The sequence below is a fragment of the Pseudorhizobium flavum genome, assembly GCF_044142885.1.
Lineage (GTDB): Bacteria > Pseudomonadota > Alphaproteobacteria > Rhizobiales > Rhizobiaceae > Neorhizobium > Neorhizobium flavum.
This window is the reverse complement of the sequence record NZ_JBIOKZ010000012.1, coordinates 100740-123562: the sequence shown is the minus strand read 5'-3', so window position 1 is coordinate 123562 and position 22823 is coordinate 100740. Positions and strand designations below refer to the sequence as shown.

The following is a 22823-nucleotide window of genomic DNA, read 5'->3' as shown; positions in this document are numbered from 1 at the left end:
CTTAGAGCGGGAACGCTGCTCTCGCAACAAACCAGCGGCCGCCTCTCTCGAATGTCAGGGTTCCGCCCAGACGGTCGAGCGCCATCCGAACGATCGACAATCCGAGGCCACTTCCATGACCCTGCGCCTTCGATCCTCGGAAGAAGCGTTCCGTGACGCGCTTCTCGTCCGCCTGCGGGATACCCGGCCCCTGGTCCAGGATATCAACGCAGACTACGTCATTCCTCGCCAGGACGCGGCACCTGACTTCGCCGCCTTTGGGCGAGTGCTGGATGGCATTCTCCAGGAGGTTGCGGATCGCAAGACGAACAAGGATCCTGTCACCTCGTATGATGTTGGGCGGCGGAGCCTGGTCAGTAAGTTCTATCGCGACGTAGACCTCATTTGCTGCGAGCTGCATCTCCAGCTCCGCGGCCACTTCCGCGATAAGGACGGCGATATCGACCTCCTCGTCGTTCGCGATGCCTTGAGACGCATCGACGGCGGCAAGATCGATAAGCTGCCTCACCATCCGGCTGGTTCGGTCGACGCTGGTGGAGATGCGGGAGAGGGCCTCGCGTTGGATGGCTGGATCGTCGGTTCTAAGAGCAATCTGCGCCTGGGTCTTGAGACCTGCAAGGGGTGTCTTCAGTTCATGCGCGGCATAGGCGGTGAAGCTCCGTTCGCGGTCTCTTGCTTCGGCCACACGCCCGAACAGGCTGTTCAGCGCCCGGATGACCGGCCGCACTTCCCGCGGAACGGATCCGGCATCCACAGGATGAAGTTCGGCTGCGGAACGGCCGGCAAGGCCTTCAGCGACGCGGGTCAGTGGGGCGAGACCGCGACCGACGCTCAGCCAGATCAGCCCCGCAAGGATCGGGAGGATAACGACGCCCGGAACGAGAAGTCCCTTGATGACGTCGCCTATCAGCCGATCTCGGATTTCAAGGCTGTCACCGACCAGCACGCGGACCCCAAGCGTTGGATTGACGACGGCATAGACCCGCCACCGTTCTCCGTCGATCTCCGTTTCTTCGAAGCCATCCGTATGGCTGGCGAGCGAGGTTGCGGGTGCGCTTTCCGAACGGCTGACGAGGCTGCCCTGAAGCGACCAGATTTGGCAGGAAAGCTGGCGGCTGTAGCTGCCGCGGGCTTCTTCGAATGGCGGAGGGGGAGCATTCGCGGTAGCGGCATTGGCTGCGGCAGCGGGGTCAATCTGATGATCCGTGATCAGCGAACTTACCATGCGTGCCGCTTCCATCAGCCGCGCGTCCAGCACGCGCTCGACTTCCGCTTGCGTGCTGGCATAGATCCAGGCGGCAGCGAGGAGCCACACCGCGCCGGTCGTGGCAATGAGGATCGCAAACAGCCTGATCCGTATTGAGTTCATTGTGCCGCCCTCAATCGATAGCCCGCGCCACGCACCGTCTCGATGAAGCTCGCCCCGAGCTTGGAGCGCAGCTTGTGGACGTGAACCTCCACCGTATTGCTCTCGATTTCCTCCTGCCAGCCGTACAGTTTCTCTTCCAGGTTGGAGCGGGAGAGGATGACGCCGGGTGTCTCCATCAGCGCCTGCAGGATGACGAACTCCCGCCGGGAAAGGGATATCGCCGTGCCGCCACGCGATGCAGACATCCGCGCCGGGTCGAGGCTTACGTCCTTCCACTCGAGCAGCCCTGAGGCCCTGCCATGGCCGCGGCGGACGATGGCGCGCAGACGCGCAGCGACCTCGTCGAGATCGAAGGGCTTGCCCAGATAATCGTCGGCTCCGGAGTCCAGTCCTGCGATCCGGTCAGTGACCTCGTCCTTGGCAGTCAGGAGGAGAACAGGGGTGCGGTCGCCCGACCGGCGCATCTTCGCCAGCACGTCGAGACCAGTGCCGTCCGGGAGCATGAGATCGAGGATGATCGCATCAAAGCGGTCGGCCTCGATGGCCGCGTCGGCGTCGGCCACCGATGCCACGGCGTCGACCGTGAAGCCGCACATCTGTAGGCCGACCTTCAGGCCGTCCAACAGGATCTCGTCATCTTCCACGACCAGCAGGCGCATCACATCCTCGTCTAGGTTCACTCCTGCCTGTACCCGCCACCTTAAGGCTGCCTTAAGGTTGGGAGGCGAGACCGCCGCTCCATATCAAGCAACCGGAGCGGATCCTTGCGTTTCTTCCTCTTGTTCTCAAGTTTCATCGTGACCTTGGCGGCGTCGGCGATAGCCTTCGCCATGGAACCGCCGCTCCCCATGGATCAGGCCTTTCGCATGGAAGCCCGGCGCGACGGTGCTGACATCGTCATAAGATGGCAGCTTGAGGACGGCTACTATCTCTATCGGGATTACCTGAGCGCGACGGGTGCAGATGGCAAGCCTTTCGAGATCGCAACTCCGGCTGGCGTCATGAAGGAGGATCCCGGATACGGAAGCACCGAGGTCTACTACGCAACGGCCACGGCAACGATCGCGGGGCCGATCATCGGCTCCTTCAAGGTCACCTACCAGGGCTGCCAGGATGGCGGCCTCTGCTATCCTCCGACCACTGTCGATATCGACCCTGCGGCGTTGATACCAGTCGCCAGTGACGAATCGTCCGCTCTTCAGACTGCCCTTCAGTCACAGGCAGCCTTTCCTCTGGTGTCCAAAGCCGCGACGGAACCCGCCGACAGTCCCGGTATCCGTATTTCGGACCAGTCCTCCAACGGAGTCGTCGGATCTCTGCTCGACCGCGGTGGCGTGCTGCTGCTGGTCGCCGGCTTCCTGGGGCTCGGCGTCCTGCTGGCCTTCACGCCATGCGTCTTTCCCATGTACCCAATCCTTGCAGCGACCCTGACGAGGGAGGGCGAGAGCCTGTCGGCCGGACGTGGATTCGTATTGTCGTCAACCTATGTCCTTTCCTTGGCGGCGGCCTTCAGTCTCTTCGGCGTCATCGCTGCATGGTGGGGCCAGAGCTTCCAGATCGCGCTGCAGTCTTCTGCTGCCACACTCGTCGTTGCCGCCATCTTCGTAGCTCTGGCACTTTCAAGCTTCGGCCTGTTCGAACTGCAGCTTCCGTCCTTCCTCAGGAACCGGCTTGCCGCGCGTCGGGGTTCAGGAGGTTCATTGGCGTCTTCGGCGGCACTCGGATTTTCCTCCGCTCTGGTCATCGGGCCCTGCGTCACGGCTCCGTTGGCGGGCGCGCTTCTCTACATCGCGCAGACCGGAGATGTCGTCCTCGGAGCGACGGCCCTGTTCGCGCTCGGCGTCGGCAAGGGCATCCCGCTGATCCTGATGGGGACCTTCGGGTCGGGCCTGCTTCCTCGTGCAGGACAATGGATGGAACGTGTCCGGCAGGTCTTCGGCTTCCTCTTCCTCGCCACGGCCGTCTGGCTTGTGGATCGTCTGCTGCCTGGCGGAACTGGTCTTCTGTTGTGGTCCGTCCTGGCGATCACCTTCGCAGTCTTCATCGGAGCCTTCGATGAGATGCGACCCGAGGCCGGTGGCGCTGCAAGGCTTGCCAAATCCGCGGGCATGTTGGCGGGTCTCTACGGCGTCATCCTTGGGATTGGTGGCCTCTCCGGCGCAACCAATCCCCTGAAGCCTCTCGCGACCATCGCTGCCGCACGCTCCGGAAACACGACAGCAAGCAGAGCGATCGACAAGGACTCGTTCCAAGCCGTTGCCTCCACATCCGAACTATCCTCACTGCTGGCGGCCGACGGGGGAGGCACCCCCTCGCTGGTCTACTTTACGGCCGACTGGTGCGTCACCTGTCGGGTGATCGAGCGTTCCGTTTTTCCGGACCCGACAGTGGCAAATGCGCTGGATGGCCTCCGCCTGATCTCGGTCGATCTTAGCGAGATCAACGAGGCCAACCAGTCGCTGATGAAGGAACTGCAGGTCGTCGGGCCGCCGACTATGCTGTTCCTCGACGGCTACAACAATGAGATTGCCGACAGCAGGCTCGTGGGAGAAATCACTGCCGACACCGTTACGAAGTCTGCGTCAGCCGCCAAGAGCGCCCTCTGATGAACGCGGTCTCCATCGGTCCCTTCGCGTTCGACGCGGAACGCTTCGCTGCCATCGCGGGCATGGTTGTGTTTCTTACCGCGGCGTCCGTTCTTGCCCATCGGGTCGACGACCGACTCGGCCGAGGGTCGTCCTGGACGGCTCTGGTCGGACTGGCGGCGGCGCGCATGGGGCATGTTCTGCAGCATGCCGAAAGCTTCGCCTCAGAGCCTTGGCGGATCCTTGCCGTGTGGCAGGGCGGCTTCTCCTGGAGCGGAGGTGCGGCAGGCGTCGCCGTGATGCTCGTCCTGCTGTTCCTGAGAAGCCGAAAGCTTGGCGCATGGGCCGCGGCAAGCGTTGTGGCGGGCGTTGCTGCGACGGCGGCGACACTTGCATTGACCTATTCGAGCGCGCAGCTTCCGCCGACGACGTCCGCGTTCCGCATGCTCGATGGTGCCGAAACCACGGTCGGTGGCAACGGTCGTCCCACGGTTGTGAACTTATGGGCCACCTGGTGCCCGCCTTGCCGCCGCGAACTGCCGATGATGGCGGAACTTGCAGCCGGTACGGCCGATGTCGACTTCGTCTTTGCGAATCAGGGGGAGCAGACGGCAACAGTGGCTGACTACCTCCGGAGCGAAAACCTCGACCTGCCGCTGGCAGTGCTTGATCCGCAGCTTCTGCTGAGCAGCCATTATTCGGCGGTCGGGCTTCCCGCGACGCTCTTTCTCGCAGCCGACGGCACGCTCATTGGCTCCCATCTCGGTGAGATTTCCCGCGAGGTTCTCGCGGAAAAGATCGAAGAACTCAAATCTCAACAAGGAATATCCCGATGACACCTGCCAGAGCGACCGCTCCGCGGCTCCCGCTAACGGCTCTGCTTCTCGTCATCGGGTTGTCGGCCTGCGCCCGGACGGCTGCGGAACCTCCATCCATCGAAACCCCGAAAGCGGATCCGTCACTTGCCAGCATGTATGGTGCGATCAGGGATGGTGACGAAACGATCCCCGGCGTGGACGTGTCGAAGATGGACCCGAAGAACGTCCGCCAGGTGGTGGATTACAAGACGGGCTATCCACCGGGCACGATCGTCGTCGATCCACATTCCCGCTTCCTCTATCTCGTCATGGAGGGTGGCAAGGCGATGCGTTACGGCGTCGGCGTCGCAAAGGCCGGCATGGAGTTCGAAGGCGAGGCCGACATAGCCCGCAAGGCGCGCTGGCCCGGCTGGGTGCCGACCCAGAACATGATCAAGCGCAATCCGGAGCGCTACGGCCCTTTGGCATCGGGCCTGGAGGGTGGCATCAGGAACCCTCTGGGAGCACGCGCCCTCTACCTCTACCAGGGCGGCAAGGACACGCTCTACCGCATCCACGGCACCAATGAGCCCTGGACGATCGGCAAGTCGGTCTCGTCCGGCTGCATCAGGCTGTTGAACCACGACATCATTGATCTGCACCGACGCGTGCCGAAAGGCTCGAAGGTCGTCGTGCTCGGACCCGAACAATCCGGAAAAGGAGAAACATGACATGATTACCCGCAGGAACCTGCTCGCCGTGACCGCCGGCACTGCCGCATTGGCTGCCGCCCTCCCGCGCCTGGCCCTCGGCCAGGAGATCACCGAGAAGACCGTCTTCCATGATCCGGACGCGCCTGTCCTTGGCAACCCAAAGGGCGACGTCACTGTCGTCGAGTTCTTCGACTATCAGTGCCCCTACTGCAAGAAGATCCACCCGATGCTGGAAAAGGTCGTTCGCGAGGACGGCAATGTCCGGCTGGTGCTGAAGGACTGGCCCGTCTTCGGCGGTGCCTCGATCTTTGCTGCCCAGGCAGTCCTCGGAGCCGCGCAGATCGGCAAGTACGAGCCTGCCATGGGAGCGCTGATGAAGACGACGGGAAAGCTGACCGAAGAAGCCGTGGAGAAGGCATTGACGGGCGCGGGCCTCACCATGAAGGAGATTGCTGCCGCCGTGAACGAGCACAGCGCCAAGATCTCTGGCCTGCTCGACCGCAACTACAGTCAGGCGCTCGCCTTCAACTTCGCAGGCACGCCGTCCTTCGTCATCGGCCGGACGACCTTCGCTGGCGTGCTCGACGAGAAGGGGCTGAAGGAGGCGATCGCAGAGGCCCGGGCGGCCTGAGCGGATCGGTTCCAGGGCGCGCACGCGAGCCCTCGTCGTCACTTAAGGCTGCCTTAAGGCGGACAGACTTGGAAGCAGCCTGCGAGATCAACAGAGAGTATCAACATGGCCTATGACATTCAGACTGAAGAGGGAAAGAACAGCTCAACCGGACGGCGGATCGGTGCAGGCTTGCCAAGGCGCTCCTTCATCCTTGGTGCAGGGGCGATCGCCGTCTCTGGCTGTGTATCGACCGAGCCGCCGCCCGTTGTAACCATCGCGGAACCGCCGCCTGCGCCTGCGCCGGTGGTGCCGCCTATGTACTATGCAATGCCCAATGAGAGGTTTCCCATCCCGGAGGTCGACATCAGCCAGCTACCGCCGCAGTTCTGGCGAACCGAGGTTGACTATCCGACGAAAGAGAAGCCAGGCACGCTCGTGGTCGATACGCCCGCCAAGTATCTCTACCACGTAAAGGCTGATGGCCGCGCCATGCGCTATGGGATCGGCGTTGGACGTGATGGATTTGCCTGGGCTGGGGAGGCGATCATGGCTTACAGGCGGGAATGGCCGCGCTGGACGCCGCCCGACTCTATGGTCGCAAGAAATCCCGAACTGGAGCCCTACAGCATCGCCAATGGCGGCATGGATCCCGGGATCAACAATCCGCTTGGCGCTCGCGCCCTATACATCCATGAAAAGGGCAAGGACACGCTCTACCGCATCCACGGTTCTCCGGAAGCCTTCAGCATCGGGAAAGCCGTCTCCTCCGGATGCATCCGGCTCATCAATCAGGACGTGATACACCTTCACGACGAGGTCCGTGATGGCAGCCGGATCGTCGTCATCCCCGATCCAACGATGAAGCATCTGCTTGTGGGGTGAACTTCAGATTGATCCTCGAGTGGCATCACCAGCGGGTCAACCCGTGATCCTGAGAATTTCGCTTTAGAGATTGCCGCAACGCAGCCGTATGCCCTGGACTGCAATGTCCGCTGTTGGCGCATCAGGGCCAATGGTAGTCAGGCTGAAGCGAACGTCCCTGGGCCGATCCAGGTGCGCTGCGTCCGACCTACGCCGCCACTATGGCAAGCGCGATATGAGGGGCTGTAATGGTCAATACGTATGCGGCTAGACTCGGGTACCCAAATTGTTTCCAACCCTGCACCAGCACGACAGCTCTCGATAATCTTCCTGCCATCGTTCCCATGGAGATGAAGAGAAGGAGAACGTCCCGAGAGAATTGGCAAAATCTTGATCCTGAACGAGTACTGTGGATTGATCGACCATCAGATACGCAATGATCGCAACGACGGCTCCTGAGATTAAGAGAAAGGAGCGGGCGCTCCAGCTCATGATGATCAGCAGGAAAGGCACTAGGTAGAAAGCCAGCTAGATGGAGTTGAAGGTCATCACGAGACTCATAATGAAGTCACTCCGCTTACGAGCCTATAAATAAAGGATCAGCTCTGACCGCAGATGATCCCGTGTAGCAGGATTTGGCAAGCAAGTTCCCTTGGATTTTCCAAGGCTCCATCAATGTATGGTGTTGGCGCATTCTACCATAAATGGTGCAGCGGTAGCTTTGGAGCGCTCTACCGACGCTTGGCCGATGTGAGGAAAGGGCCGCTTAAGCGAGAAACGCTATAGGCGGCGTGTCGTCTTCATGAGTTGGTCCCTCAGTTCTTCGAGGGAAGCTACCGTTTGTGTAGCCGCACTCCAGGTCTCTTTGTCGAAGCCATATGCTCGCTGCTTATGACCCAGCCCGTTGAACTCGACTGCATTCTCGACAGAAGAGTGGTGGGCTTGGCCGCTTACGTGTTCTGCGAACTGCTCTGGTGTGGCTGTCGCATCCGTTGCTAGCTCAATCCGATAGTTCGGTGCCTTGCCGTCGCCGATGCGACCGATGCGCACAACAGTCTTATCCATTGGCCACTTGTGCTTCTGATATTGACCATAGCAATTTACCAGGACGCTTCTGACGTATTTCACACTGTTGATAAGAGAACCCGATTTCACCAGTTCCCCAATGGTTGCATGTTCGTCAATCATCGATCCCCCGATAAACACCCGATACGATAGTTGCTCAGGTAACCACAGGATGCAATCATGAAGTGTCTGTCGGCCGCCTAATGGGAGATCACCTTGTTCTCGTGGTTCAGAAAGCTGTTGGGGGCTTCGCCCCAATCGGGACCAACAGCGCCGCAAGCCGTTCCTTTCCAGCAAACATCTGCGTCAGCTACCTCCAAGCCCCTGATCAATTGGCGAGAGGGATCCTTCCCCATGGCTGTCGTAGGCGAAAGCTCCTTCCAGGACGCTCTTATTGCCATCTGTGGGCGGCATACCCGTCATGGACATGAGGGTGTTTATGAAGCTCTCCTGGTACCGGAGCCGACCAATAGACATGACCCCAATGCGATCATGGTTCAAGTGAAGGGACGGCTGGTCGGCTATCTGCCAAGGGAGCAAGCAGTAAGGGTAGGGGAGCAGATGCGCGAGTCAGGCCTTCGGTCCGCAAGGTGCATGGCGCGAATCCGCGGCGGCTGGCGCACAAACCAACACGACGAGGGTGATTACGGTGTCCAGCTTGCCATTCCAAATCAGGGCTGGATCGATTTCGGGGTAGGAGGGTCTCCACCAGCTGCGGTGAAAAGAGGAGCACCACCAAAGGTGCCTAAGGCTCGTCCTACTTCTACAGCAAATGGTCCACTCGCGGGGAAGAAGGTGGCGCTGATGGGGGCACCCGAAGATGGCCCTTTGGCGATAGAGCTAGCGGGAGCCGGGGCGCAGATCATGGCAGGTGTCGGGAAGACGACCGATTATCTGGTCGTCGTGTCGGAGAAGCCTTTTTCAGCAGGGCTCCGCGGCAGCTCCGCATACACCAAAGCGGAGGTGCTCATCGAGCAGGGCGCAAAGCTGCAGGTCGTGTCCCTTGAAGAGATCAAGGCCCTAGTGACGCAGGCTATGCAACCCGGTCAAGATGGCAAATGAGGTAACGGAGCTCGATCCTAAAGGGTCCAGTCACGTTTTACGGCTAAATCACTAGTAGATCTATTTGTGGGGAGCAAAATGAAGTTTGTCAGCGTACTTTGCGCTGCTTTGACAACCTTAGTCTCACCAGCGATCGCAGCACCTAAGTGCGATGATCAACGAGCTATTTGGGCCACCGAAGCTGATGGTGTCCGACGGATCGTGTATGGCAGCGACGGCGTGCAAAGCACTGACACCCGTATTTTCTTCGAAGAATGGCGCAATGGTCGCCTAGCTTGGAGGGTTGAAGCCGAAGGTACGTGCAGCAATGGTGCCTCGATCTGTTCAGCCATGGTGAGAAACAATGAGGCAAAAGACGGGACCTCAGAACCCGGCATGACAGATGCGATCATCGAGGTTATCGACCACGATGGTGATGAAGTTGCTGATTACGTGATTTTTGCGGGATTGGGACAGTCGCTTTATTATAGCGGAGGGGCCAAGGCCTCATGGTTCAATGGCTTCGCTCCCGCTGAGGGCGACATGGTGCTGCTGCCAAACATCTATAAGTTTTTAGGGTGTCGCAAGAAAGCGGAGATCGAGTTGACAGTAACGCCAACGAGATGATGAAAAGGTTGTGTGTTGCGAGATAGTTCTGCAGAATTCCTGGAAAACCTGGAGGACTGAGATGACCAACGAAATGGCTTTGCCCGCCCGGAAACCTAAAGAGCGTAGAGCCGTTACGTTACAAAATGCGCCTGACGATGACATTGAGAATCTGTTGAGCGGCCTTCAGAGCCTGCTAGAAGATTCAGCCGACAGCAGATCACATCTCAACACTGCGTCAACAGTTCCGAAAGTTCCATAATATATGTTATGCAACGTTAGCGGGTAGGTGGTCCAGGCACGCAATCATAAGCCGCATATAGGATGCATTTTCAATAGGAACTTCTTCCGAAGATCTACGGAGGCGGGGTCGCTCAAGGCTGTTAGATACCGATCGAACTCCGCCACCAGCTCGGTGTGAAACAGCGTTCGGTTGACGGTGATGTCGCCGTTATCGAACTTCATCATTGGACCGCTGATCCCGACGGTCATCCTTTCCGTCGCGCCGCTATGATGAAGAGCGCAGCGCCCCTGCTTGTAGAACTCGACTGCCTTATCATCAGGAACCATGCCTGCCTCGAGGCAATCGAGAAACGGCTGCCACGTACTCAGGAACGCATTGAACAACCGCTTGCTGTGGCCTTGGTGGTTGTGAACGCCCTCCCTGAATCCTTGAATGGTTTCGAGGACAAGGCAATCCAGGGAGAGGACAGCGAAGCCGAACGTCTGCGGCTTGTTTACTTTATCGACATCGATCAGAGTCTGCGCTGGCTTGATGAAACGCCCCTGTATCCGATCCCGCAGGACATCGACCGCCTTCTCCCATTCCTCCTGCTTCGGGTTCTCAGGATCCAGTTCCAGGCCGCGCCAGAATGCCACCGTGTACTTCGGGCTTATTTGCAGGCTCCGGCTCTGCGTCGTGTCGCTCATATCAGATGCGTCCTCTGGTCAGCGTCCTTCTCGTTCAGGTATCGGTCGAGAAGATCTCGGGATACGTCGGGATCGATTGCCTTGGCGCGTCGCATGTTGATCAGGAGTTGCTCGATCTCGTCGGCGGCTCCGCTCGTTTCCCCGGACAGCTCCGAAGCCTTGTCGGTCCAGCCGTCCACCTCCCCTCGGTCGGCGGTGATACCCAGCTCGACGCTGCGAGCAGGCGCTGGAAATCGCTCTTCAAGAGATCGTCTCGGCCGCCGTCGCCGCAGGCTGGTGTAAAGATGAGGTATTGGTGGCAATTACCAACCTGTCCGACAACATGATGCTGGCGGATGAAATGAATCTGACTTTGAACGAGCTGCTTATAACTTTTCGGCGACCGCGGAAGTAAGCTAGTCGGCCTTTTGATTTGCACGCCCAGAAAATAGTCTTGAGTGAGCAAACAAAAGGGCAATTGCAGTTAGTTTCTTGGGTTCCACCAAGCCGCTGCGATAGAAGCGGAAAACGATCTTGGCGATGGCTTCCTTGTCGGCTTTCGTTCCCTCATCTTCTAACCGCTTGACCGCAGTTACTACGGCTCCGCGCATGACAGATAAGTCATTGGGTTCTAAGTTTTCCGGAAAGTCACGTAAATATGGCTCGCTTTGCATGCTGATAGCCTCCGAGCTGGAGCGAGAGTTTCAAACTCTCTGCCATCGGCAGCTCCTAAGGAAACGCCGACGGTGCCATAGACTACAACGATACCGGGAGGAGTCGAGTCGTAGATCTTGCATTGGCAGCTTGGAGAACCTTACCCCATCAGTGGAGCACTCTTGCGGCCATTAACGGTATGATCGTTACTATAGATCCAGTTTCGTCTGCGATTTCGAACGCTTCGCATCCGGCCAGTTTGTCGTGGGCAAGCAGTTCCCAGACAACACGTGCGAAACCAACGGCTTGCTGCTTGGCATCGTCTAAAGATCTGCAATCGACTCCGATCTCATCGACATCGAGTCCCGTCGTCGTGCGGATATGAAAATAGTATCTCTCCATGACCGCCGAACAGACTGCCGCTTCCGTGGTTCCACCGCTTCTGCCAAACTATTTTGAGGAACGAAAGCTCCACGTGCCTGTTTGCAGGCAGACAGGAAAGACGGGGTGTCAAATGGACGACTATGAAGATGGGATGTCCGTCAGCTTCGATGTGGTATCCAAGAGCGTGTTTATCGAATTCCGGAACAAGCTTCATTACCTGATCGGCCCGTACTCCGGCCGTCGTGATGGAATAGCCGCTGGCGAGCAGAAGTGTCGGGATCTCGGCTGGAGGTCAGGAAGACGACGGCTGCGTGAAACGTAAACAAATGGGCGCTCAACCCGTCTCCGGGGAGCGCCCATGCACCCGACCGACATGCGAACGCGCAACAGCTCGCTGTTACTGCAGGCAGTCTGCGATGTCGGGTGGTAGGCTATAGATGGGAATGACTGACGGCATTTGCAAGGCGGTAATCGTCTCTTGAACGGCCGTTAAACTGCTATTTCATCATCGTTAATCTTTCTCTGGCTCAATCTTCATCATGGTGAAGAAGCCTCGCCCACCGAAGAGCCGCCCTCTCCTCGCGGATGACCGCGTTGGCATCCAGACACGGCCGCTGAAACCACGAGATCCAAGCCAGCCCCATCTCCCCTTCGACCCGATGCCTGATCGGATTGAACCCTGTCTTGCAAAGCTCGCGAGTAAGCCGCCGCGGGGCGAAGATTGGGCATACGAAATCAAATGGGATGGGTATCGCCTTGCTGTCCACATAACACCCATGGGCATCCGTATCATTACCCGCGGCGGCCATGACTGGACGCATCGGTTTCCCGGCATTGCGGCATCAGCCAAAGAATTTGCTGGCACCACGATGATCCTGGACGGCGAAGCTGTCGTTCTTGATGAACAAGGTCGCTCGGATTTCGGCCGTCTGCAGAACTCGTTGGGTGGCCGAGGCGGTAAGCTGCCTGCTGGCAATGCCATCCTGTATGCCTTCGACCTTCTATATCTGGACGGCCACGATCTCACTGGGATGGAGCTCTCAGCGCGTCGTCACCTGCTCGAGGACGTACTTCACGGGCATGAAGGCGGCGGGATCCGCCTGTCGGAGGAAATTGAGGCAGAACCAGATGAGCTGTTGAAGCGGGCTTGCGAGCTTGGCCTTGAGGGCATCATTGCGAAGCGGCTGGATCGTCCGTACCGTTCGGGACGGCTTGGCGACTGGCTGAAGATCAAGTGCATCCAATCGGATAGCTTTGTTGTCATTGGTTATGAGCCCTCGAACTCAATGCCTGGCAGTTTCGCCAGCCTGTATCTGGCAGCCATAAAGGGCGACGGCCTCGTCTACGTCGGGAGCGTTGGGACGGGCTTCAAACATGACTATGCTCGGAAGCTCCGCAAACAGCTGGATGACATCAGGATCGATAAACCCGTGGTGCCTCTCAAGGGCAAAAAGGTAGTCGCAGTCGGCCCTGAACTGGTCGCCGAGGTCGAGTATCGCGCTTGGACGCATACGGGAACGCTACGCCATGCCTCCTTCAAAGGACTGCGCGAGGAAGCCGATAGTTCTCAGGTTTTTGAGATGAAGGAGTCAGGTGAGCATTGCTAGTTCACAACTCGATTACATAGTCCACGCTCATCTCGGTCTTTCCCGAGGGGACGGTTTGAGGGCGTGCGTCGCCGACTTGTACGAACCCCGTTTTCATCAGAGCCCGTTGTGAAATCGGGTTTTCTTCGACCGTTCTCGCACGTAGCCTTTTCAAGCCCAGCGCACGACCAATCTCCAAGGTCAATGCAAGCGCACGGCTTGAGACCCTTCGGCCGCGGTGCTCCTTGGCGACCCAGTACCCGATTTCGGCATCATCATGCGTGACATCAAAGAAAACCAGACTGCCCAAGAACTGATCTGAACCAGCGTCAGCGATTGTCAATACGGCTAAGGTGCCGTCTCGAAGACCGTCGGCAATAGCTCCAGCTAGCAGGGAGTGAACGATCTCCGGGGTATAATTGTCCAATGGCAGATGTGCGAAGCGCTTCACCTGCTCATCATTGGTACCGTGTGCGTACGCTTCAGCGTCTCCCATCGACATCGGCCTTACGGTCACGACATAATCTGAGATCGGGACTACTGATTGAAAATCGACGGGACTGTTCTTGGATACGGGCATCTTGTCGAGAATCTGTAACATACGGAAGAGTCCAGCATAGTTCGAACGAAGCAGGCAGCAACCCCGCCGAGTTGAAAACTGTCATTCAAATGCCGCCACGAAGAGCTATCGAACCAGCTCTACTGATGATATCTGGGCGGCCGTTTCGCGTTGTGCTGGAGTTCACTGGCGGTCGCATAGGATCCGAAAAGCTGGAGCAGGCGGACTTCTTCAATCCGAGTTAGACGATTGCGCTTCGCAAAGTCTTCTACCGACCAGACGCGGTTTGAAGCCTCATTGCCGATGCTCTTGGGATCCACGCGCTGCATTGGGTACTCCTCCATCCAATGATGAAGATACCGTAGACAGCGGAACATTAGTGGCAAGTAAAATACGGCGAATGAGACAATTTGTCCGGTGCCTTACAATTAGCTTTTGCCAATTATCCTTTTGAGAACCTGGTGAAATTTTATCCCAGCTGACGGCTTCTGGAGCTTGTAGTACCGCATCATCGGCTCTACTTCTCCGCGTCATGGCAGAAGACGAGATTCACATCATTCATGGCGGCGGCATGATCAGGGCGACGGCATCATCTGTCGCCTTGTCGGCCAAATTTGCCACTGGCGTAGCCATCCGGCCGCCTGCGATCGATCTCCTTTCGCCTGATATCGAGATCTTCAATCCGAAGAAGTTGGGGCGACTTCCCACTGCGGTGTCAGTGCTCTCTGGTCGGCCTGCCATCATCTACAAGCGAGGCAAGCTTGAGATCGCACTGACACCGATGGAACTCATCATGATGGCGCTGCGGGATCTCAGGCCATCGGAAGTCAAAGTGCTGCGCGATCGATTTGGGGACTTTAATGAGATATCGCCGCTGCCTCAGGATGTTGAACCCGACAAGCCTCGCCGTGTCAGCACCTGGCAGGGTTTTCTGGAGAGTATACGAGGGTTAACCTCCAGATAGCATGCTCAGAACACAATTGAACTCCCTGACAAACCCTTCGTGTGGCTCGTGAATCCCTAATCAGATTTCACCGATGCGCTCTGAAAAGTTGTTGCAACTTTAGTGATGTATTGTGTAGCTTGGCAGCGGGTAAGTTGGGGGTTTTTGAATGTCTTTGCGGGCAAAGCTATTGTGCTGCACGTGTGTGCTAGCCATCGGGATAAGTGCGGCTCCTGGTCGGGCGCAGAATGTTGGGGGCATCCTCAACCTGATGGGCGAGATGATTGAGCAGGACATGCGCACCTACGGTTCGTTTGAATAGGAGTTTGGAAAGTGGACATAAGCGACAAGGTAACAATAAGAGCATACGTAGAGTATGAAACCCGTGAGCACTGTGGAGCAGGACGCGTCCACAGTGGATATATAGTCAATCATGCGAACCGAGTTTACCTGGGAATCGCTACTCCTGCAGAGGAGCCTGGCCTTCGCATCGAAATTGGCGGTCTAACAAATTTCCCGGCCTTGTTGGCATCGCTCACCCTTGTGGAACCTGACGAAGAAAACGAAGAGTCTCCCGACGATTTCAATCAACGACTGAAGATGCGGGATGATCTGGCGAAGGCACTTGAAGATGCGGCGGCCCGCCTTAGGCAAGCAGCTCTTAAATAGTTGACGTACGTCGGGCGAACTAAGTTGCCTACTCCTTTTAGCTGCAGAAAGGTGTTCCGATCGGACCCTTTAGTCGATGCTGATGGAAGAAAAGCCTGAGTGATAAGTACCGAAGCGCAGTTCAAATCGGTCGCATTTCGGGCAGCGATAGTGTCCGTTCGTCAGGATCTGATTTTCCCAGCGCTCTACCCTCTCGCCATCTCCGAAAGTGTTAGCGGCATCATTCACTTTCACCACTTCTGTAGAGTTGCATTGCTTACAGGCTAGTGGGGCTTGCTTATAGTCAGCAGTGGTAATTGCTCGACAGTTCGAACAAGAAACTGGCCAATCTAGCCGTGTCTGAAAGTCTGCCCTTCCTGCCCCTAAAACCCAAAAAGTTTCGTAATCACATGAAAAGCAGTGCGCATCGATCGATGTACCCACTCTCGTCACCTCCATCTCGCTCAACAACCTAATCTATGGTAAATTCGATTCAGCATCTACCAGAGAACAGCCAGTCAGAGTGGAAGTTGAGAGTCGACGAACGAGGATTGATGTGAAATCGATATTGCGATTGTTATCTATCTCAGCGTTTGCGGGGGTTTTGGTAGCTGGAACTGCGTCTGCGGTCGAATGGCCTGCAGATTGGAAAGCGTCTTGGTCTGAAGATGATCCTGAGATTCAGATTTTGGGCGGCGAGCCTACTCTTGACGATTTTAAGAGTGGTCGGCCCAAAGATGGCTATTCACTCCTCCCTGAGATCGGTATCCACGACAACCTAGTTATAATAAGTGCCGCTCACCTTAAATGTGAACGAGGGACAGTCAGTCCCGTGGTGCTAAATGCAGCCCGAATGGAACATGCCAAGCTCCAAAAGATTCATTTCGATGACGTGCCGATCGAAATGAATCTTGCGGCATCAATGTTCCTTGGCGGATTGACGGACTTCCAGCGCAGTAATCTCTGCAAGATGGCAGCACAGATTTCGTCAGAGAATCTGGAAGCCGCAAAACAGCAAATAATGAGAGAGGTATGGCGTCAGGAGAACGGTAAAGCGCCCGCATCGACTAGAGGAGCCTCTCTAGGCATTACGAGGTAGAAACAATTAGATGAGCTTCGGCCACTCAAAGTTGAAGCGGCCGTCGGCTTCGGTATACTCGATGATGGAAACGTCAAAGCTGCCTAGGATGGAAACCACCTGTTCTGGGATACCAGGCGGCAACACCAGATACTTTCGATACGAGCGCCCGCGCTGCTTCTCATAAAATAAAAGCTGCCCCAGCGCCTTTAGGTAGTCGCCCGATCCAACGCCAGTCTTGATCTCGAACAGCATGGGGTCTTGTTTGCACGTGGTATAGATGTCGGGAGCCAGCCAGTCGGTACTGATGTTCCCTACCTCAAACCTTTGCCATCTAGATGCTTGTATAGCGCTGCCGATACGTCGGCATGCTTGCGATCGATGATGAGCTCGTCTTTTGGTGGGATCACGTATGATCCCGTGGCTTCCATAAGCAGCCTGTCGGCTTCTAGGGCCTCGGCCTGGTCAACAGCGTCTTCAGGATCGATACCAAGGAAGGCCAGAACGTCATTCAGGAGGAAAGAGCGGACAACTGACATTGGGCGAAACTGCAAATTGCTTCGCAGTGGCTCAGGAAGATTGTCTAGGTGGATGCTGTCGTCTCGGAGCTTAACGATCTGGCGACGGATAGCGGTATCATCGTCCACTTCGTGGTGTCTTGGGCGGCCTTCTACTCTTACAAAGTGGAAAAAATTGTTCTTTTTGACAGCAACAATATCACCGACATTCATCTCCCTTAAAAACTGCCAACACTCCTTGCGAGCCCTATTTCGTTCCCTATCCGTTGAAAAGTCGTAGACCGCATCCAGTTCAGCGTTGAAGGCTTCTTCGGTCAATGTAGTGTTCAAGAGCCCTCTGGCGCGGCTCCAACCGATAGCAATCTGATTTTCGGCGAGGAGCTTGTCGACCTGGTTCTTGCCGGATAGATTCATGTGATAGGCGTAGAAGTTCGGCATCTGAAATCCATCTGGCGGCAACGATGGCTAACACTGCCACCAGATCCCCTAACAAAGCATCGACGGCATCATTTCACGCTCCCGGGCGACTGCCTGACTGAGGACATAATCAAAGGCCCTGGAAAATTGGCGAAGAGAGGAACCGCCCTTGCCGAAGAAGGTCCGCAGGGCCTCTGTTTCCTCGTGATCGAGTTCAGCCAGCAACTCCACAGGGACACCGAGATCCTTAGCGGCCTTCTTCCGCATGGAGGCAAGGATGATATCGAAGTGCTCTGCAGATGGTCGGCCAACATGGATCACCGAAAAGCGATCGAGGAGCGCGTCGGGGATGGGATCGAGTGAATTGGCGGTGGCAATGAATGTCATTTTGGAGAGATCCACGGTCGCCAGCAGGCAGCTGTCATAGAACCTTTCTGGGCTTCCGAGCATGCCCAGCAGGGTGCCAGCGACTGAGCCGTTGCGATTGCCTACGGCGGCACCCTTGTCCACTTCATCGATAATAATGCACGGATCCGCGCACCCTGTCTCAGCGGCGGCCACGACAGGCCCACACGGCCGTGATCCCTGCCATCCACGGGTAATGGCACCAAGTCCAGCGCCGTCGCCAGCGCCAGATGCCAAAACAATGCGCGATTGGAGACCAAGGAGATCGGCAAGCCGCTGGGCCAATGCCGTCTTTCCGGTGCCAGGAGGTCCCACCAGCAGCAATGGTTTCAAGCACGGGCGTGTTTTGCCGACTGAACGCTGGACTTCGAGGGTAGCCTCGAGTGCTTCGCCTGCTTTGGAAGCCCATGGCCACTCGCGGCCGATGGTGTCCGCGAGAATACCCCGTTCAGGCATCATGCCGGATAGTGGAAGGGCGACGAATGCAGGGGCGAAACGTGTCTTCAGGTCATTGGCTTCACGAGAGGTGGGGTCACCCAGATTGGAGACGATCAGGTGGAAGTCTCCTTCAGCAGCAGGCTCACCCTCTTCCGGTTCTGATGGAGCCTTGCGGGGCTTCAGCTTGATGCCTTTCGGGGCCTTTTGGAGACGTTGGCCACGGGCTTCGTACAATGCGGCGATAGGAGCCCAGTCCTGGTGGCGTTTTGTATGCTGACCCATTTTGTCGTCGGGAAACTGCTTCATGTGCGCCCTGATTTCGGTTGCCAACTGGCGGCAGGCATCAGCGTGATCCATGGAGGCTGCACACCAGAGTAATACGCGGGCATCCCAGATCAGGATCTCGCCTGCTTCCATCGCTTCTGCGTCTCTGGGATCGATCATCGCGTGCTCGAGCAACATCCGTCCGGCCTGCTCAAAGGCATCGTCGGCCGTCTCGAATTTCAGCAGCTCGCTCTTCGCAACCGCTTTGGCTTCTGCCTCGGTGCCCGGCATTCGGAGCCAAGTGCCGTCTGGATAAGTTCTCGTAAATTCTTTGCCAGCCATCTCGTAAACCCCCTGTTTTGCCGTGGCTCCAATATCAGTACTTGCAATGGCTGTAAAGATGGATATGAATAGAACAGCACAAAGGAGGCTCCTGTGAAACGAATATCTGGCTGATCACGACAACGACCCTGGCACGTATTCGATTAATGGAGCCCTATGAAATGACGACATTTCTTACTGCAGACACCCACTTTGGCCATGGCACTATGCTGACCGCGCAGAAGCGTCCCTTCGCCAGCGTCGAAGAAATGAATGAAGCCCTGATTGCCAATTGGAATGCCGTTGTTCACCCCAAGGACACTGTTTGGCATCTGGGAGATTTCGCCATGAAGATGCAGGCGGATCAGATTGCGGATGTCTTTCGTCGTCTGAACGGCCGCAAGCATCTGATCCTCGGAAATCATGACTACTACAAGGACGGCACTGTCCTCCCTGCCCTGACACGGCTTCCGTGGGAGTCGATCAGCGCTGCTGCTCAGATTACTCATGATGGACAGCGGATTATGTTGTCGCACTATGCCCATTGGGCCTGGAACCAGTCGCATCGAGGGTCCTATCAAGCCTATGGTCACAACCACGGTTCACTGCCTGGGCTGCCTGGTTCTGTCGACGTTGGTGTCGATTGTCAGGGTTTGAAGCCGATCTCGGTCGAGGAGTTTATCCGTCAGGCCGAGGAAACCGTCATCAACGCTGAGAAGCGCGTCGATCTGCTCGTAGAGATCCTTGCAAACCGTCTGGGCCACTATCGTGAAATGGCTGTTGCCATCAGGAAGCGGAGGGAGAGCAATTGAGTTTCTTCTCCCTTCAATCCCCTCCTAAATTTGTGCCTTGCCAAGCCGACAAGCAGGCTTTCCCGAACACTATTTTTCTGGAGGGCAAAACTATGAATTTATGGGTGTTATCTGATCTGCATCTCACCAATCTGGACGCTTTCGGCGACAAGCTCCGCATCCCAAATGCCCATATCTGCATCGCCGCTGGCGATGTGTCGGATGACCTGGAGTCCTCATTCAAATGGATGACTCGCGTCCTGCGGCCGCACATGCCCGTAATCTACGTTTTGGGAAATCATGACTTCTTCGGTCGATCGCTTGATACGATCTTTGATGAAGCCCGCGAGCTGGCAGCACGATACGAGATTATACTTCTTGAGAACGGTGTCTTGCCTGTGCGTCTTGGGGACCAGCAGGTTCGCATTGTCGGCTCAACTCTCTGGACAGATTTCGATCTGCACGGCCGTGCTAAGCTAGCCATGGAGATGCTCTGTGAGAGCATGCCGGAGTACCACCATACATCCGTAGACCAAACTGGTCGCCGAATGAGGCCCGCGGATGCCTGGCGGATGCATATGGTGTCCTTTGAGTTTCTGATGGAGACGCTCTCAACACGTTTTGATGGCAAAACGGTCGTCGTCACTCATCACTGCCCTCACCCGAATTCGATTCTGGAGAAGTTCAGAGGCGACAGTATCAATCCTGCTTTCGCGTCTGACCTCTCAGACCTGATTTATGGCTGCGGGCCAGATCTATGGATCCATGGGCATACGCATGCCAGCCACGATTACATGGTCGGCAACACGCGCATCCTTTGTAACCCTCGCGGCAACGGCGGAAATAGATCTTTCGACTGGCGAAAGGTGGTGTCCGTGTGACCAAGCTATGGGTCTTTTCAGACCTCCATCTCGAGAAGCAAGATGTAGACTTGCCATATGAGCGTCCTGATGCCGATGTAATCATCATTGCTGGCGACCTTTGCCATGCCGATCAGCTTATGGATACGCTCAGCGACATCTCTCATCGCTACCAGATGCCAATCGTGATGGTGCCGGGGAACCACGAGTTCTGGTCGTCGGGAACGCACTCTCGCGACATGGCATCAGACCGCCTCATGTTCGCAGAGATTAACGAGGCAGCGGCTGAATGGCAGTACCCGTGCATTATCCTAGACGGCGGATCCGTTATTTTTCATGGCGTGCGTTTCGTCGGTGCCACCCTATGGACTGACTATCGGGACGGCTTGCAGGACGAGGCTGACTTTGCATGGCGGCTTCAGGAGGCTTTCCATCTCAATCCAGACCACCTGAAGATCAATGGTAGTGGCGGCAAGCCCATCACGCCCAGCGATCTGCTGGCACTAAATCAGGAATCCACGCGGATTATCCGAAGCCTGCTAGCCGAGCCCTTTGACGGCAAAACAGTGATGCTTAGCCACCATCTTCCGCACCCGGCCGCCACGCCTGCGATCTATGCAGATAGCAACGTAAATTACCTATACTGCAACAGCTCGGCCGCATTTGAGGACATCATGATGGGCGATCTGGCCCCTGCTCTGTGGGTGTGCGGCCATACTCACCAGGCGATCGATGTCAGGGTCGGAGGGACCAGGATCCTCTGCAATCCTCACGGATTCCATTCCGCATCCGACGAAGAGGGTGGCATCAACGGTTTCCGTTGGGATCTGATTATCGATCTGGAGGAAGCATGAGTACGTTGATCGCTGCCATCGTTGATGACCTCGAGCGCTATGCTTTCGCGAATGAAGGGGTCTTTTGGCTACCTCTTGTCGATTGCCTGGATAACGAGCCGGGCGAGCCAGTCCGACTGCTCGCGGATTTTCCTGACGGGCAGTTCTCAGCAGAGGTCTTCGCTGAGCAGCTTTTCCAGAGAGTCGGGATGCGGTCACATACGTCCGCCATCTCGGATTTCTCAGTTGATGATATTCGATCAATCAAGTCGCACAATGTCGCACTAGGGAAACTCCTAGGTCGTGTACAGCCTTCAAGACGATTGTCGGCGGCGCTCCAGCCTTTTAACCACTTCTTGTTGCCGACCCTTAGCTATCGCTGCAGTGATGGCTGGGTCCCCATCGTTCATCAGTTTCTCGAGGACGTGCATAGCAACCTTTTGGATGGTGAGTTCTTTGCGTTGTGCAGTGTCGCTAATCGCTCTGGCACCCTTGAAATCAGTTGGGCATCCACATCGCCAGAGGGATCACCGCAGCGCGAGCAGATCTGGAAGGCTCATGCTCGCGCCGTCTTCAGTTCCCATGAAAACTGCGAGGTCTGCGGAGAGCTAGGGGCTCCCAGAAGCCCCGACAATCGCGCAGATTTTGTAGCTTGTGGGAGCCACTCCGGAGGTGCGGAAGCTGTCGAGACCCCTGATGTGCTCATGTTGAAGGACAGTGTCCTTCGTCGACGGGAGGACGTTTATGGATAAGGTGAATCTACAGGCGTTGATCCTGCAAGCCGCTGACGGAGATCCAGTCGAGGCCCTGGTCATCGGTTCGATGAATAAGAGGCTACGCGAGATGCAGGACCTATCTGATCCTGTCGTGGTCCCCCGAGAGCTTCGTGGTGTCATTCTCAATTGGCAGGAGGCCAAGCAATACCTCGATTACGAAGTCGACCAGTTCAGCGTGAACGAACACGACCCTATCATCGTGTGGACGAGCACCTTCGTGATTACCCTTGGCTTCGATGACGGCCCGATCCGGCCGGTTCGAGTTCCGAGGGATCCAAAGGGGGAGCCACTATGGTAGACACCAACAACTTCTTGGATCCAGCCATGATGGCGCTGCTGAGGGAGCAGATGCTGGAAGCGTATGGGGCGGAGGACTTCGAGGTAATTGATTGGGTGCCAGTGCTCTGGTCCGGGTGGGAATGCGACACCACGATGGTTCATGTGAGGCTGCTTGATGGGAGAGACCTTCTGGGGATGCCGGACAAAGTCAATGATTGCGGAGATCTGGCAGACTTCCTGAGAGAGCGGTGCCAGGAGTATTTGGAAATTGAAGGGAGAACTCAGCAGCTGCTGGCCAACTTCCGCTCAAAACAAGGAGGCCGCGATGCCGTTTGAACTACCTTATGGTGTGACCTGTAATCGGTGCGGGCGAGTGTCGTTCGCAATCTCGAAAGAGGCGGCGCTGCGTAACATCGAGCAGTTCAATAGCATGGTCGCTAAGCAGCCAGCTGGCGGTCCATACGAAGGTGCCCGATCGGACCTTAGTAGGTATCGATGCATAGGCTGCGG

Annotated in this window: 30 protein-coding genes; 18 read left to right on the top strand and 12 right to left on the bottom strand. The window is 56.8% G+C overall.

Going from position 1 to position 22823, the window contains the following annotated elements; genetic code table 11:
- Nucleotide 1: 1 nt before the first annotated feature.
- Nucleotides 2–1369 carry an ATP-binding protein gene (locus tag ACEPP2_RS18840; RefSeq protein WP_395517553.1) on the bottom strand — a complete coding sequence of 456 codons (1368 nt, stop codon included), beginning with the start codon at nucleotides 1367–1369 and terminating at the stop codon, nucleotides 2–4.
- A complete protein-coding gene (locus ACEPP2_RS18835) occupies nucleotides 1366–2028 on the bottom strand; it encodes a response regulator (RefSeq protein WP_395517552.1) in 663 nt (220 codons plus the stop codon). The genes ACEPP2_RS18840 and ACEPP2_RS18835 overlap by 4 nt, the downstream gene beginning before the upstream one ends.
- A gap of 105 nt (nucleotides 2029–2133) precedes the next feature.
- On the opposite strand from ACEPP2_RS18835, the gene dsbD reads away from it, so the two are divergent.
- The 5 genes from dsbD to ACEPP2_RS18810 all read left to right on the top strand — a co-directional run bounded on the left by dsbD (nucleotide 2134) and on the right by ACEPP2_RS18810 (nucleotide 6959).
- Complete coding sequence (gene dsbD, locus ACEPP2_RS18830) at nucleotides 2134–3975, top strand: protein-disulfide reductase DsbD (protein ID WP_395517551.1); 1842 nt, start codon at nucleotides 2134–2136, stop codon at nucleotides 3973–3975.
- The gene (locus ACEPP2_RS18825; RefSeq protein ID WP_395517550.1) at nucleotides 3975–4790 is read left to right on the top strand and encodes a prolipoprotein diacylglyceryl transferase family protein; all 816 of its coding nucleotides are present in this window, start codon (nucleotides 3975–3977) and stop codon (nucleotides 4788–4790) included. The genes dsbD and ACEPP2_RS18825 overlap by 1 nt, the downstream gene beginning before the upstream one ends.
- Nucleotides 4787–5482, top strand: coding sequence for a L,D-transpeptidase (locus tag ACEPP2_RS18820; RefSeq protein WP_395517549.1), 696 nt, complete (start codon nucleotides 4787–4789; stop codon nucleotides 5480–5482). The genes ACEPP2_RS18825 and ACEPP2_RS18820 overlap by 4 nt, the downstream gene beginning before the upstream one ends.
- 1 nt (nucleotide 5483) lies before the next feature.
- Complete coding sequence (locus ACEPP2_RS18815) at nucleotides 5484–6095, top strand: DsbA family protein (protein WP_395517548.1); 612 nt, start codon at nucleotides 5484–5486, stop codon at nucleotides 6093–6095.
- 105 nt (nucleotides 6096–6200) lie between these two features.
- Nucleotides 6201–6959, top strand: a complete 759-nt coding sequence (locus ACEPP2_RS18810; RefSeq protein WP_395517547.1) for a L,D-transpeptidase — start codon at nucleotides 6201–6203, stop codon at nucleotides 6957–6959.
- Between the two features lie 759 nt (nucleotides 6960–7718).
- Here the strand turns inward: ACEPP2_RS18810 and ACEPP2_RS18805 are convergent.
- Nucleotides 7719–8126, bottom strand: a complete 408-nt coding sequence (locus ACEPP2_RS18805) for a hypothetical protein (RefSeq protein ID WP_395517546.1) — start codon at nucleotides 8124–8126, stop codon at nucleotides 7719–7721.
- Between the two features lie 231 nt (nucleotides 8127–8357).
- Here ACEPP2_RS18805 and ACEPP2_RS18800 point away from each other — a divergent pair, with 231 nt between their 5' ends.
- Both ACEPP2_RS18800 and ACEPP2_RS18795 read left to right on the top strand, forming a co-directional pair.
- Complete coding sequence (locus tag ACEPP2_RS18800) at nucleotides 8358–9065, top strand: HIRAN domain-containing protein (protein ID WP_395517545.1); 708 nt, start codon at nucleotides 8358–8360, stop codon at nucleotides 9063–9065.
- A gap of 78 nt (nucleotides 9066–9143) precedes the next feature.
- Complete coding sequence (locus ACEPP2_RS18795; RefSeq protein WP_395517544.1) at nucleotides 9144–9671, top strand: hypothetical protein; 528 nt, start codon at nucleotides 9144–9146, stop codon at nucleotides 9669–9671.
- Between the two features lie 285 nt (nucleotides 9672–9956).
- Here ACEPP2_RS18795 and ACEPP2_RS18790 read toward each other — a convergent pair whose 3' ends face one another.
- From ACEPP2_RS18790 to ACEPP2_RS18775, 4 genes are all read right to left on the bottom strand, one after another.
- Entirely contained in the window at nucleotides 9957–10580 is a 624-nt protein-coding gene (locus tag ACEPP2_RS18790) for a hypothetical protein (RefSeq protein ID WP_395517543.1), read from the bottom strand.
- Entirely contained in the window at nucleotides 10577–10759 is a 183-nt protein-coding gene (locus ACEPP2_RS18785; protein ID WP_395517542.1) for a hypothetical protein, read from the bottom strand. The genes ACEPP2_RS18790 and ACEPP2_RS18785 overlap by 4 nt, the downstream gene beginning before the upstream one ends.
- 216 nt (nucleotides 10760–10975) lie before the next feature.
- Nucleotides 10976–11233, bottom strand: coding sequence for a hypothetical protein (locus ACEPP2_RS18780; protein ID WP_395517541.1), 258 nt, complete (start codon nucleotides 11231–11233; stop codon nucleotides 10976–10978).
- 148 nt (nucleotides 11234–11381) lie between these two features.
- Nucleotides 11382–11615 carry a DUF6894 family protein gene (locus ACEPP2_RS18775; protein ID WP_395517540.1) on the bottom strand — a complete coding sequence of 78 codons (234 nt, stop codon included), beginning with the start codon at nucleotides 11613–11615 and terminating at the stop codon, nucleotides 11382–11384.
- 112 nt (nucleotides 11616–11727) lie between these two features.
- On the opposite strand from ACEPP2_RS18775, the gene ACEPP2_RS18770 reads away from it, so the two are divergent.
- Entirely contained in the window at nucleotides 11728–11919 is a 192-nt protein-coding gene (locus tag ACEPP2_RS18770) for a hypothetical protein (protein ID WP_395517539.1), read from the top strand.
- Nucleotides 11920–12136: 217 nt separating this feature from the next.
- Nucleotides 12137–13204, top strand: a complete 1068-nt coding sequence (gene ligD / locus ACEPP2_RS18765) for a non-homologous end-joining DNA ligase (RefSeq protein ID WP_395517538.1) — start codon at nucleotides 12137–12139, stop codon at nucleotides 13202–13204.
- Between the two features lies 1 nt (nucleotide 13205).
- On the opposite strand, the gene ACEPP2_RS18760 is transcribed toward ligD, so the two are convergent.
- Together ACEPP2_RS18760 and ACEPP2_RS18755 are read right to left on the bottom strand one after the other, a co-directional pair.
- On the bottom strand, nucleotides 13206–13784 hold the full coding sequence (locus ACEPP2_RS18760; protein ID WP_395517537.1) for a GNAT family N-acetyltransferase: 579 nt from the start codon (nucleotides 13782–13784) through the stop codon (nucleotides 13206–13208).
- A 98-nt stretch (nucleotides 13785–13882) separates the two neighbouring features.
- Entirely contained in the window at nucleotides 13883–14071 is a 189-nt protein-coding gene (locus tag ACEPP2_RS18755; protein ID WP_395517536.1) for a hypothetical protein, read from the bottom strand.
- Between the two features lie 203 nt (nucleotides 14072–14274).
- On the opposite strand from ACEPP2_RS18755, the gene ACEPP2_RS18750 reads away from it, so the two are divergent.
- From ACEPP2_RS18750 to ACEPP2_RS18740, 3 genes are all read left to right on the top strand, one after another.
- Nucleotides 14275–14706 carry a hypothetical protein gene (locus tag ACEPP2_RS18750; protein WP_395517535.1) on the top strand — a complete coding sequence of 144 codons (432 nt, stop codon included), beginning with the start codon at nucleotides 14275–14277 and terminating at the stop codon, nucleotides 14704–14706.
- 312 nt (nucleotides 14707–15018) lie between these two features.
- Complete coding sequence (locus ACEPP2_RS18745) at nucleotides 15019–15354, top strand: hypothetical protein (RefSeq protein WP_395517534.1); 336 nt, start codon at nucleotides 15019–15021, stop codon at nucleotides 15352–15354.
- A 535-nt stretch (nucleotides 15355–15889) separates the two neighbouring features.
- The gene (locus ACEPP2_RS18740) at nucleotides 15890–16432 is read left to right on the top strand and encodes a hypothetical protein (RefSeq protein WP_395517533.1); all 543 of its coding nucleotides are present in this window, start codon (nucleotides 15890–15892) and stop codon (nucleotides 16430–16432) included.
- Nucleotides 16433–16438: 6 nt separating this feature from the next.
- On the opposite strand, the gene ACEPP2_RS18735 is transcribed toward ACEPP2_RS18740, so the two are convergent.
- From ACEPP2_RS18735 to ACEPP2_RS18725, 3 genes are read right to left on the bottom strand one after another with little or no spacing between them, the layout of a single operon-like run.
- The gene (locus tag ACEPP2_RS18735) at nucleotides 16439–16666 is read right to left on the bottom strand and encodes a hypothetical protein (RefSeq protein WP_395517532.1); all 228 of its coding nucleotides are present in this window, start codon (nucleotides 16664–16666) and stop codon (nucleotides 16439–16441) included.
- 59 nt (nucleotides 16667–16725) lie between these two features.
- Nucleotides 16726–17367 (bottom strand): hypothetical protein, encoded by a 642-nt coding sequence (locus tag ACEPP2_RS18730; RefSeq protein ID WP_395517531.1) that lies wholly within the window; start codon nucleotides 17365–17367, stop codon nucleotides 16726–16728.
- Nucleotides 17368–17415: 48 nt separating this feature from the next.
- A complete protein-coding gene (locus ACEPP2_RS18725; RefSeq protein ID WP_395517530.1) occupies nucleotides 17416–18795 on the bottom strand; it encodes an AAA family ATPase in 1380 nt (459 codons plus the stop codon).
- A gap of 161 nt (nucleotides 18796–18956) precedes the next feature.
- Here ACEPP2_RS18725 and ACEPP2_RS18720 point away from each other — a divergent pair, with 161 nt between their 5' ends.
- The 6 genes from ACEPP2_RS18720 to ACEPP2_RS18695 are packed head-to-tail and all read left to right on the top strand — an operon-like array spanning nucleotide 18957 to nucleotide 22649.
- Nucleotides 18957–19586, top strand: coding sequence for a metallophosphoesterase (locus ACEPP2_RS18720; RefSeq protein WP_395517529.1), 630 nt, complete (start codon nucleotides 18957–18959; stop codon nucleotides 19584–19586).
- A complete protein-coding gene (locus ACEPP2_RS18715; protein ID WP_395517528.1) occupies nucleotides 19583–20446 on the top strand; it encodes a metallophosphoesterase in 864 nt (287 codons plus the stop codon). Before ACEPP2_RS18720 ends, ACEPP2_RS18715 begins: the two co-directional genes overlap by 4 nt.
- A complete protein-coding gene (locus tag ACEPP2_RS18710; protein ID WP_395517527.1) occupies nucleotides 20443–21279 on the top strand; it encodes a metallophosphoesterase in 837 nt (278 codons plus the stop codon). Before ACEPP2_RS18715 ends, ACEPP2_RS18710 begins: the two co-directional genes overlap by 4 nt.
- Nucleotides 21276–22010: a hypothetical protein gene (locus tag ACEPP2_RS18705; RefSeq protein WP_395517526.1), complete on the top strand. Its 735-nt coding sequence runs from the start codon at nucleotides 21276–21278 to the stop codon at nucleotides 22008–22010. Before ACEPP2_RS18710 ends, ACEPP2_RS18705 begins: the two co-directional genes overlap by 4 nt.
- On the top strand, nucleotides 22003–22332 hold the full coding sequence (locus ACEPP2_RS18700) for a hypothetical protein (RefSeq protein WP_395517525.1): 330 nt from the start codon (nucleotides 22003–22005) through the stop codon (nucleotides 22330–22332). The genes ACEPP2_RS18705 and ACEPP2_RS18700 overlap by 8 nt, the downstream gene beginning before the upstream one ends.
- Nucleotides 22326–22649: a hypothetical protein gene (locus ACEPP2_RS18695; RefSeq protein ID WP_395517524.1), complete on the top strand. Its 324-nt coding sequence runs from the start codon at nucleotides 22326–22328 to the stop codon at nucleotides 22647–22649. Before ACEPP2_RS18700 ends, ACEPP2_RS18695 begins: the two co-directional genes overlap by 7 nt.
- Nucleotides 22650–22823: the final 174 nt, after the last annotated feature.

What these genes read in the sequence shown, in the direction of transcription:
- ACEPP2_RS18825 (WP_395517550.1), top strand. Translation starts at nt 3,975, where the DNA reads ATGAACGCGGTCTCCATCGGTCCCTTCGCGTTCGACGCGGAACGCTTC.
- ACEPP2_RS18810 (WP_395517547.1), top strand. Translation starts at nt 6,201, where the DNA reads ATGGCCTATGACATTCAGACTGAAGAGGGAAAGAACAGCTCAACCGGA.
- ACEPP2_RS18695 (WP_395517524.1), top strand. Translation starts at nt 22,326, where the DNA reads ATGGTAGACACCAACAACTTCTTGGATCCAGCCATGATGGCGCTGCTG.
- ACEPP2_RS18815 (WP_395517548.1), top strand. Translation starts at nt 5,484, where the DNA reads ATGATTACCCGCAGGAACCTGCTCGCCGTGACCGCCGGCACTGCCGCA.
- ACEPP2_RS18780 (WP_395517541.1), bottom strand. Translation starts at nt 11,233, where the DNA reads ATGCAAAGCGAGCCATATTTACGTGACTTTCCGGAAAACTTAGAACCC.
- ACEPP2_RS18835 (WP_395517552.1), bottom strand. Translation starts at nt 2,028, where the DNA reads ATGCGCCTGCTGGTCGTGGAAGATGACGAGATCCTGTTGGACGGCCTG.
- ACEPP2_RS18840 (WP_395517553.1), bottom strand. Translation starts at nt 1,369, where the DNA reads ATGAACTCAATACGGATCAGGCTGTTTGCGATCCTCATTGCCACGACC.
- ACEPP2_RS18805 (WP_395517546.1), bottom strand. Translation starts at nt 8,126, where the DNA reads ATGATTGACGAACATGCAACCATTGGGGAACTGGTGAAATCGGGTTCT.
- ACEPP2_RS18730 (WP_395517531.1), bottom strand. Translation starts at nt 17,367, where the DNA reads ATGCCGAACTTCTACGCCTATCACATGAATCTATCCGGCAAGAACCAG.
- ACEPP2_RS18820 (WP_395517549.1), top strand. Translation starts at nt 4,787, where the DNA reads ATGACACCTGCCAGAGCGACCGCTCCGCGGCTCCCGCTAACGGCTCTG.
- ACEPP2_RS18770 (WP_395517539.1), top strand. Translation starts at nt 11,728, where the DNA reads ATGGACGACTATGAAGATGGGATGTCCGTCAGCTTCGATGTGGTATCC.
- ligD (WP_395517538.1), top strand. Translation starts at nt 12,137, where the DNA reads ATGGTGAAGAAGCCTCGCCCACCGAAGAGCCGCCCTCTCCTCGCGGAT.
- ACEPP2_RS18795 (WP_395517544.1), top strand. Translation starts at nt 9,144, where the DNA reads ATGAAGTTTGTCAGCGTACTTTGCGCTGCTTTGACAACCTTAGTCTCA.
- ACEPP2_RS18735 (WP_395517532.1), bottom strand. Translation starts at nt 16,666, where the DNA reads ATGCTGTTCGAGATCAAGACTGGCGTTGGATCGGGCGACTACCTAAAG.
- ACEPP2_RS18775 (WP_395517540.1), bottom strand. Translation starts at nt 11,615, where the DNA reads ATGGAGAGATACTATTTTCATATCCGCACGACGACGGGACTCGATGTC.
- ACEPP2_RS18700 (WP_395517525.1), top strand. Translation starts at nt 22,003, where the DNA reads ATGGATAAGGTGAATCTACAGGCGTTGATCCTGCAAGCCGCTGACGGA.
- ACEPP2_RS18790 (WP_395517543.1), bottom strand. Translation starts at nt 10,580, where the DNA reads ATGAGCGACACGACGCAGAGCCGGAGCCTGCAAATAAGCCCGAAGTAC.
- ACEPP2_RS18755 (WP_395517536.1), bottom strand. Translation starts at nt 14,071, where the DNA reads ATGCAGCGCGTGGATCCCAAGAGCATCGGCAATGAGGCTTCAAACCGC.
- ACEPP2_RS18800 (WP_395517545.1), top strand. Translation starts at nt 8,358, where the DNA reads ATGGCTGTCGTAGGCGAAAGCTCCTTCCAGGACGCTCTTATTGCCATC.
- ACEPP2_RS18720 (WP_395517529.1), top strand. Translation starts at nt 18,957, where the DNA reads ATGACGACATTTCTTACTGCAGACACCCACTTTGGCCATGGCACTATG.
- ACEPP2_RS18760 (WP_395517537.1), bottom strand. Translation starts at nt 13,784, where the DNA reads ATGTTACAGATTCTCGACAAGATGCCCGTATCCAAGAACAGTCCCGTC.
- ACEPP2_RS18725 (WP_395517530.1), bottom strand. Translation starts at nt 18,795, where the DNA reads ATGGCTGGCAAAGAATTTACGAGAACTTATCCAGACGGCACTTGGCTC.
- ACEPP2_RS18750 (WP_395517535.1), top strand. Translation starts at nt 14,275, where the DNA reads ATGGCAGAAGACGAGATTCACATCATTCATGGCGGCGGCATGATCAGG.
- ACEPP2_RS18705 (WP_395517526.1), top strand. Translation starts at nt 21,276, where the DNA reads ATGAGTACGTTGATCGCTGCCATCGTTGATGACCTCGAGCGCTATGCT.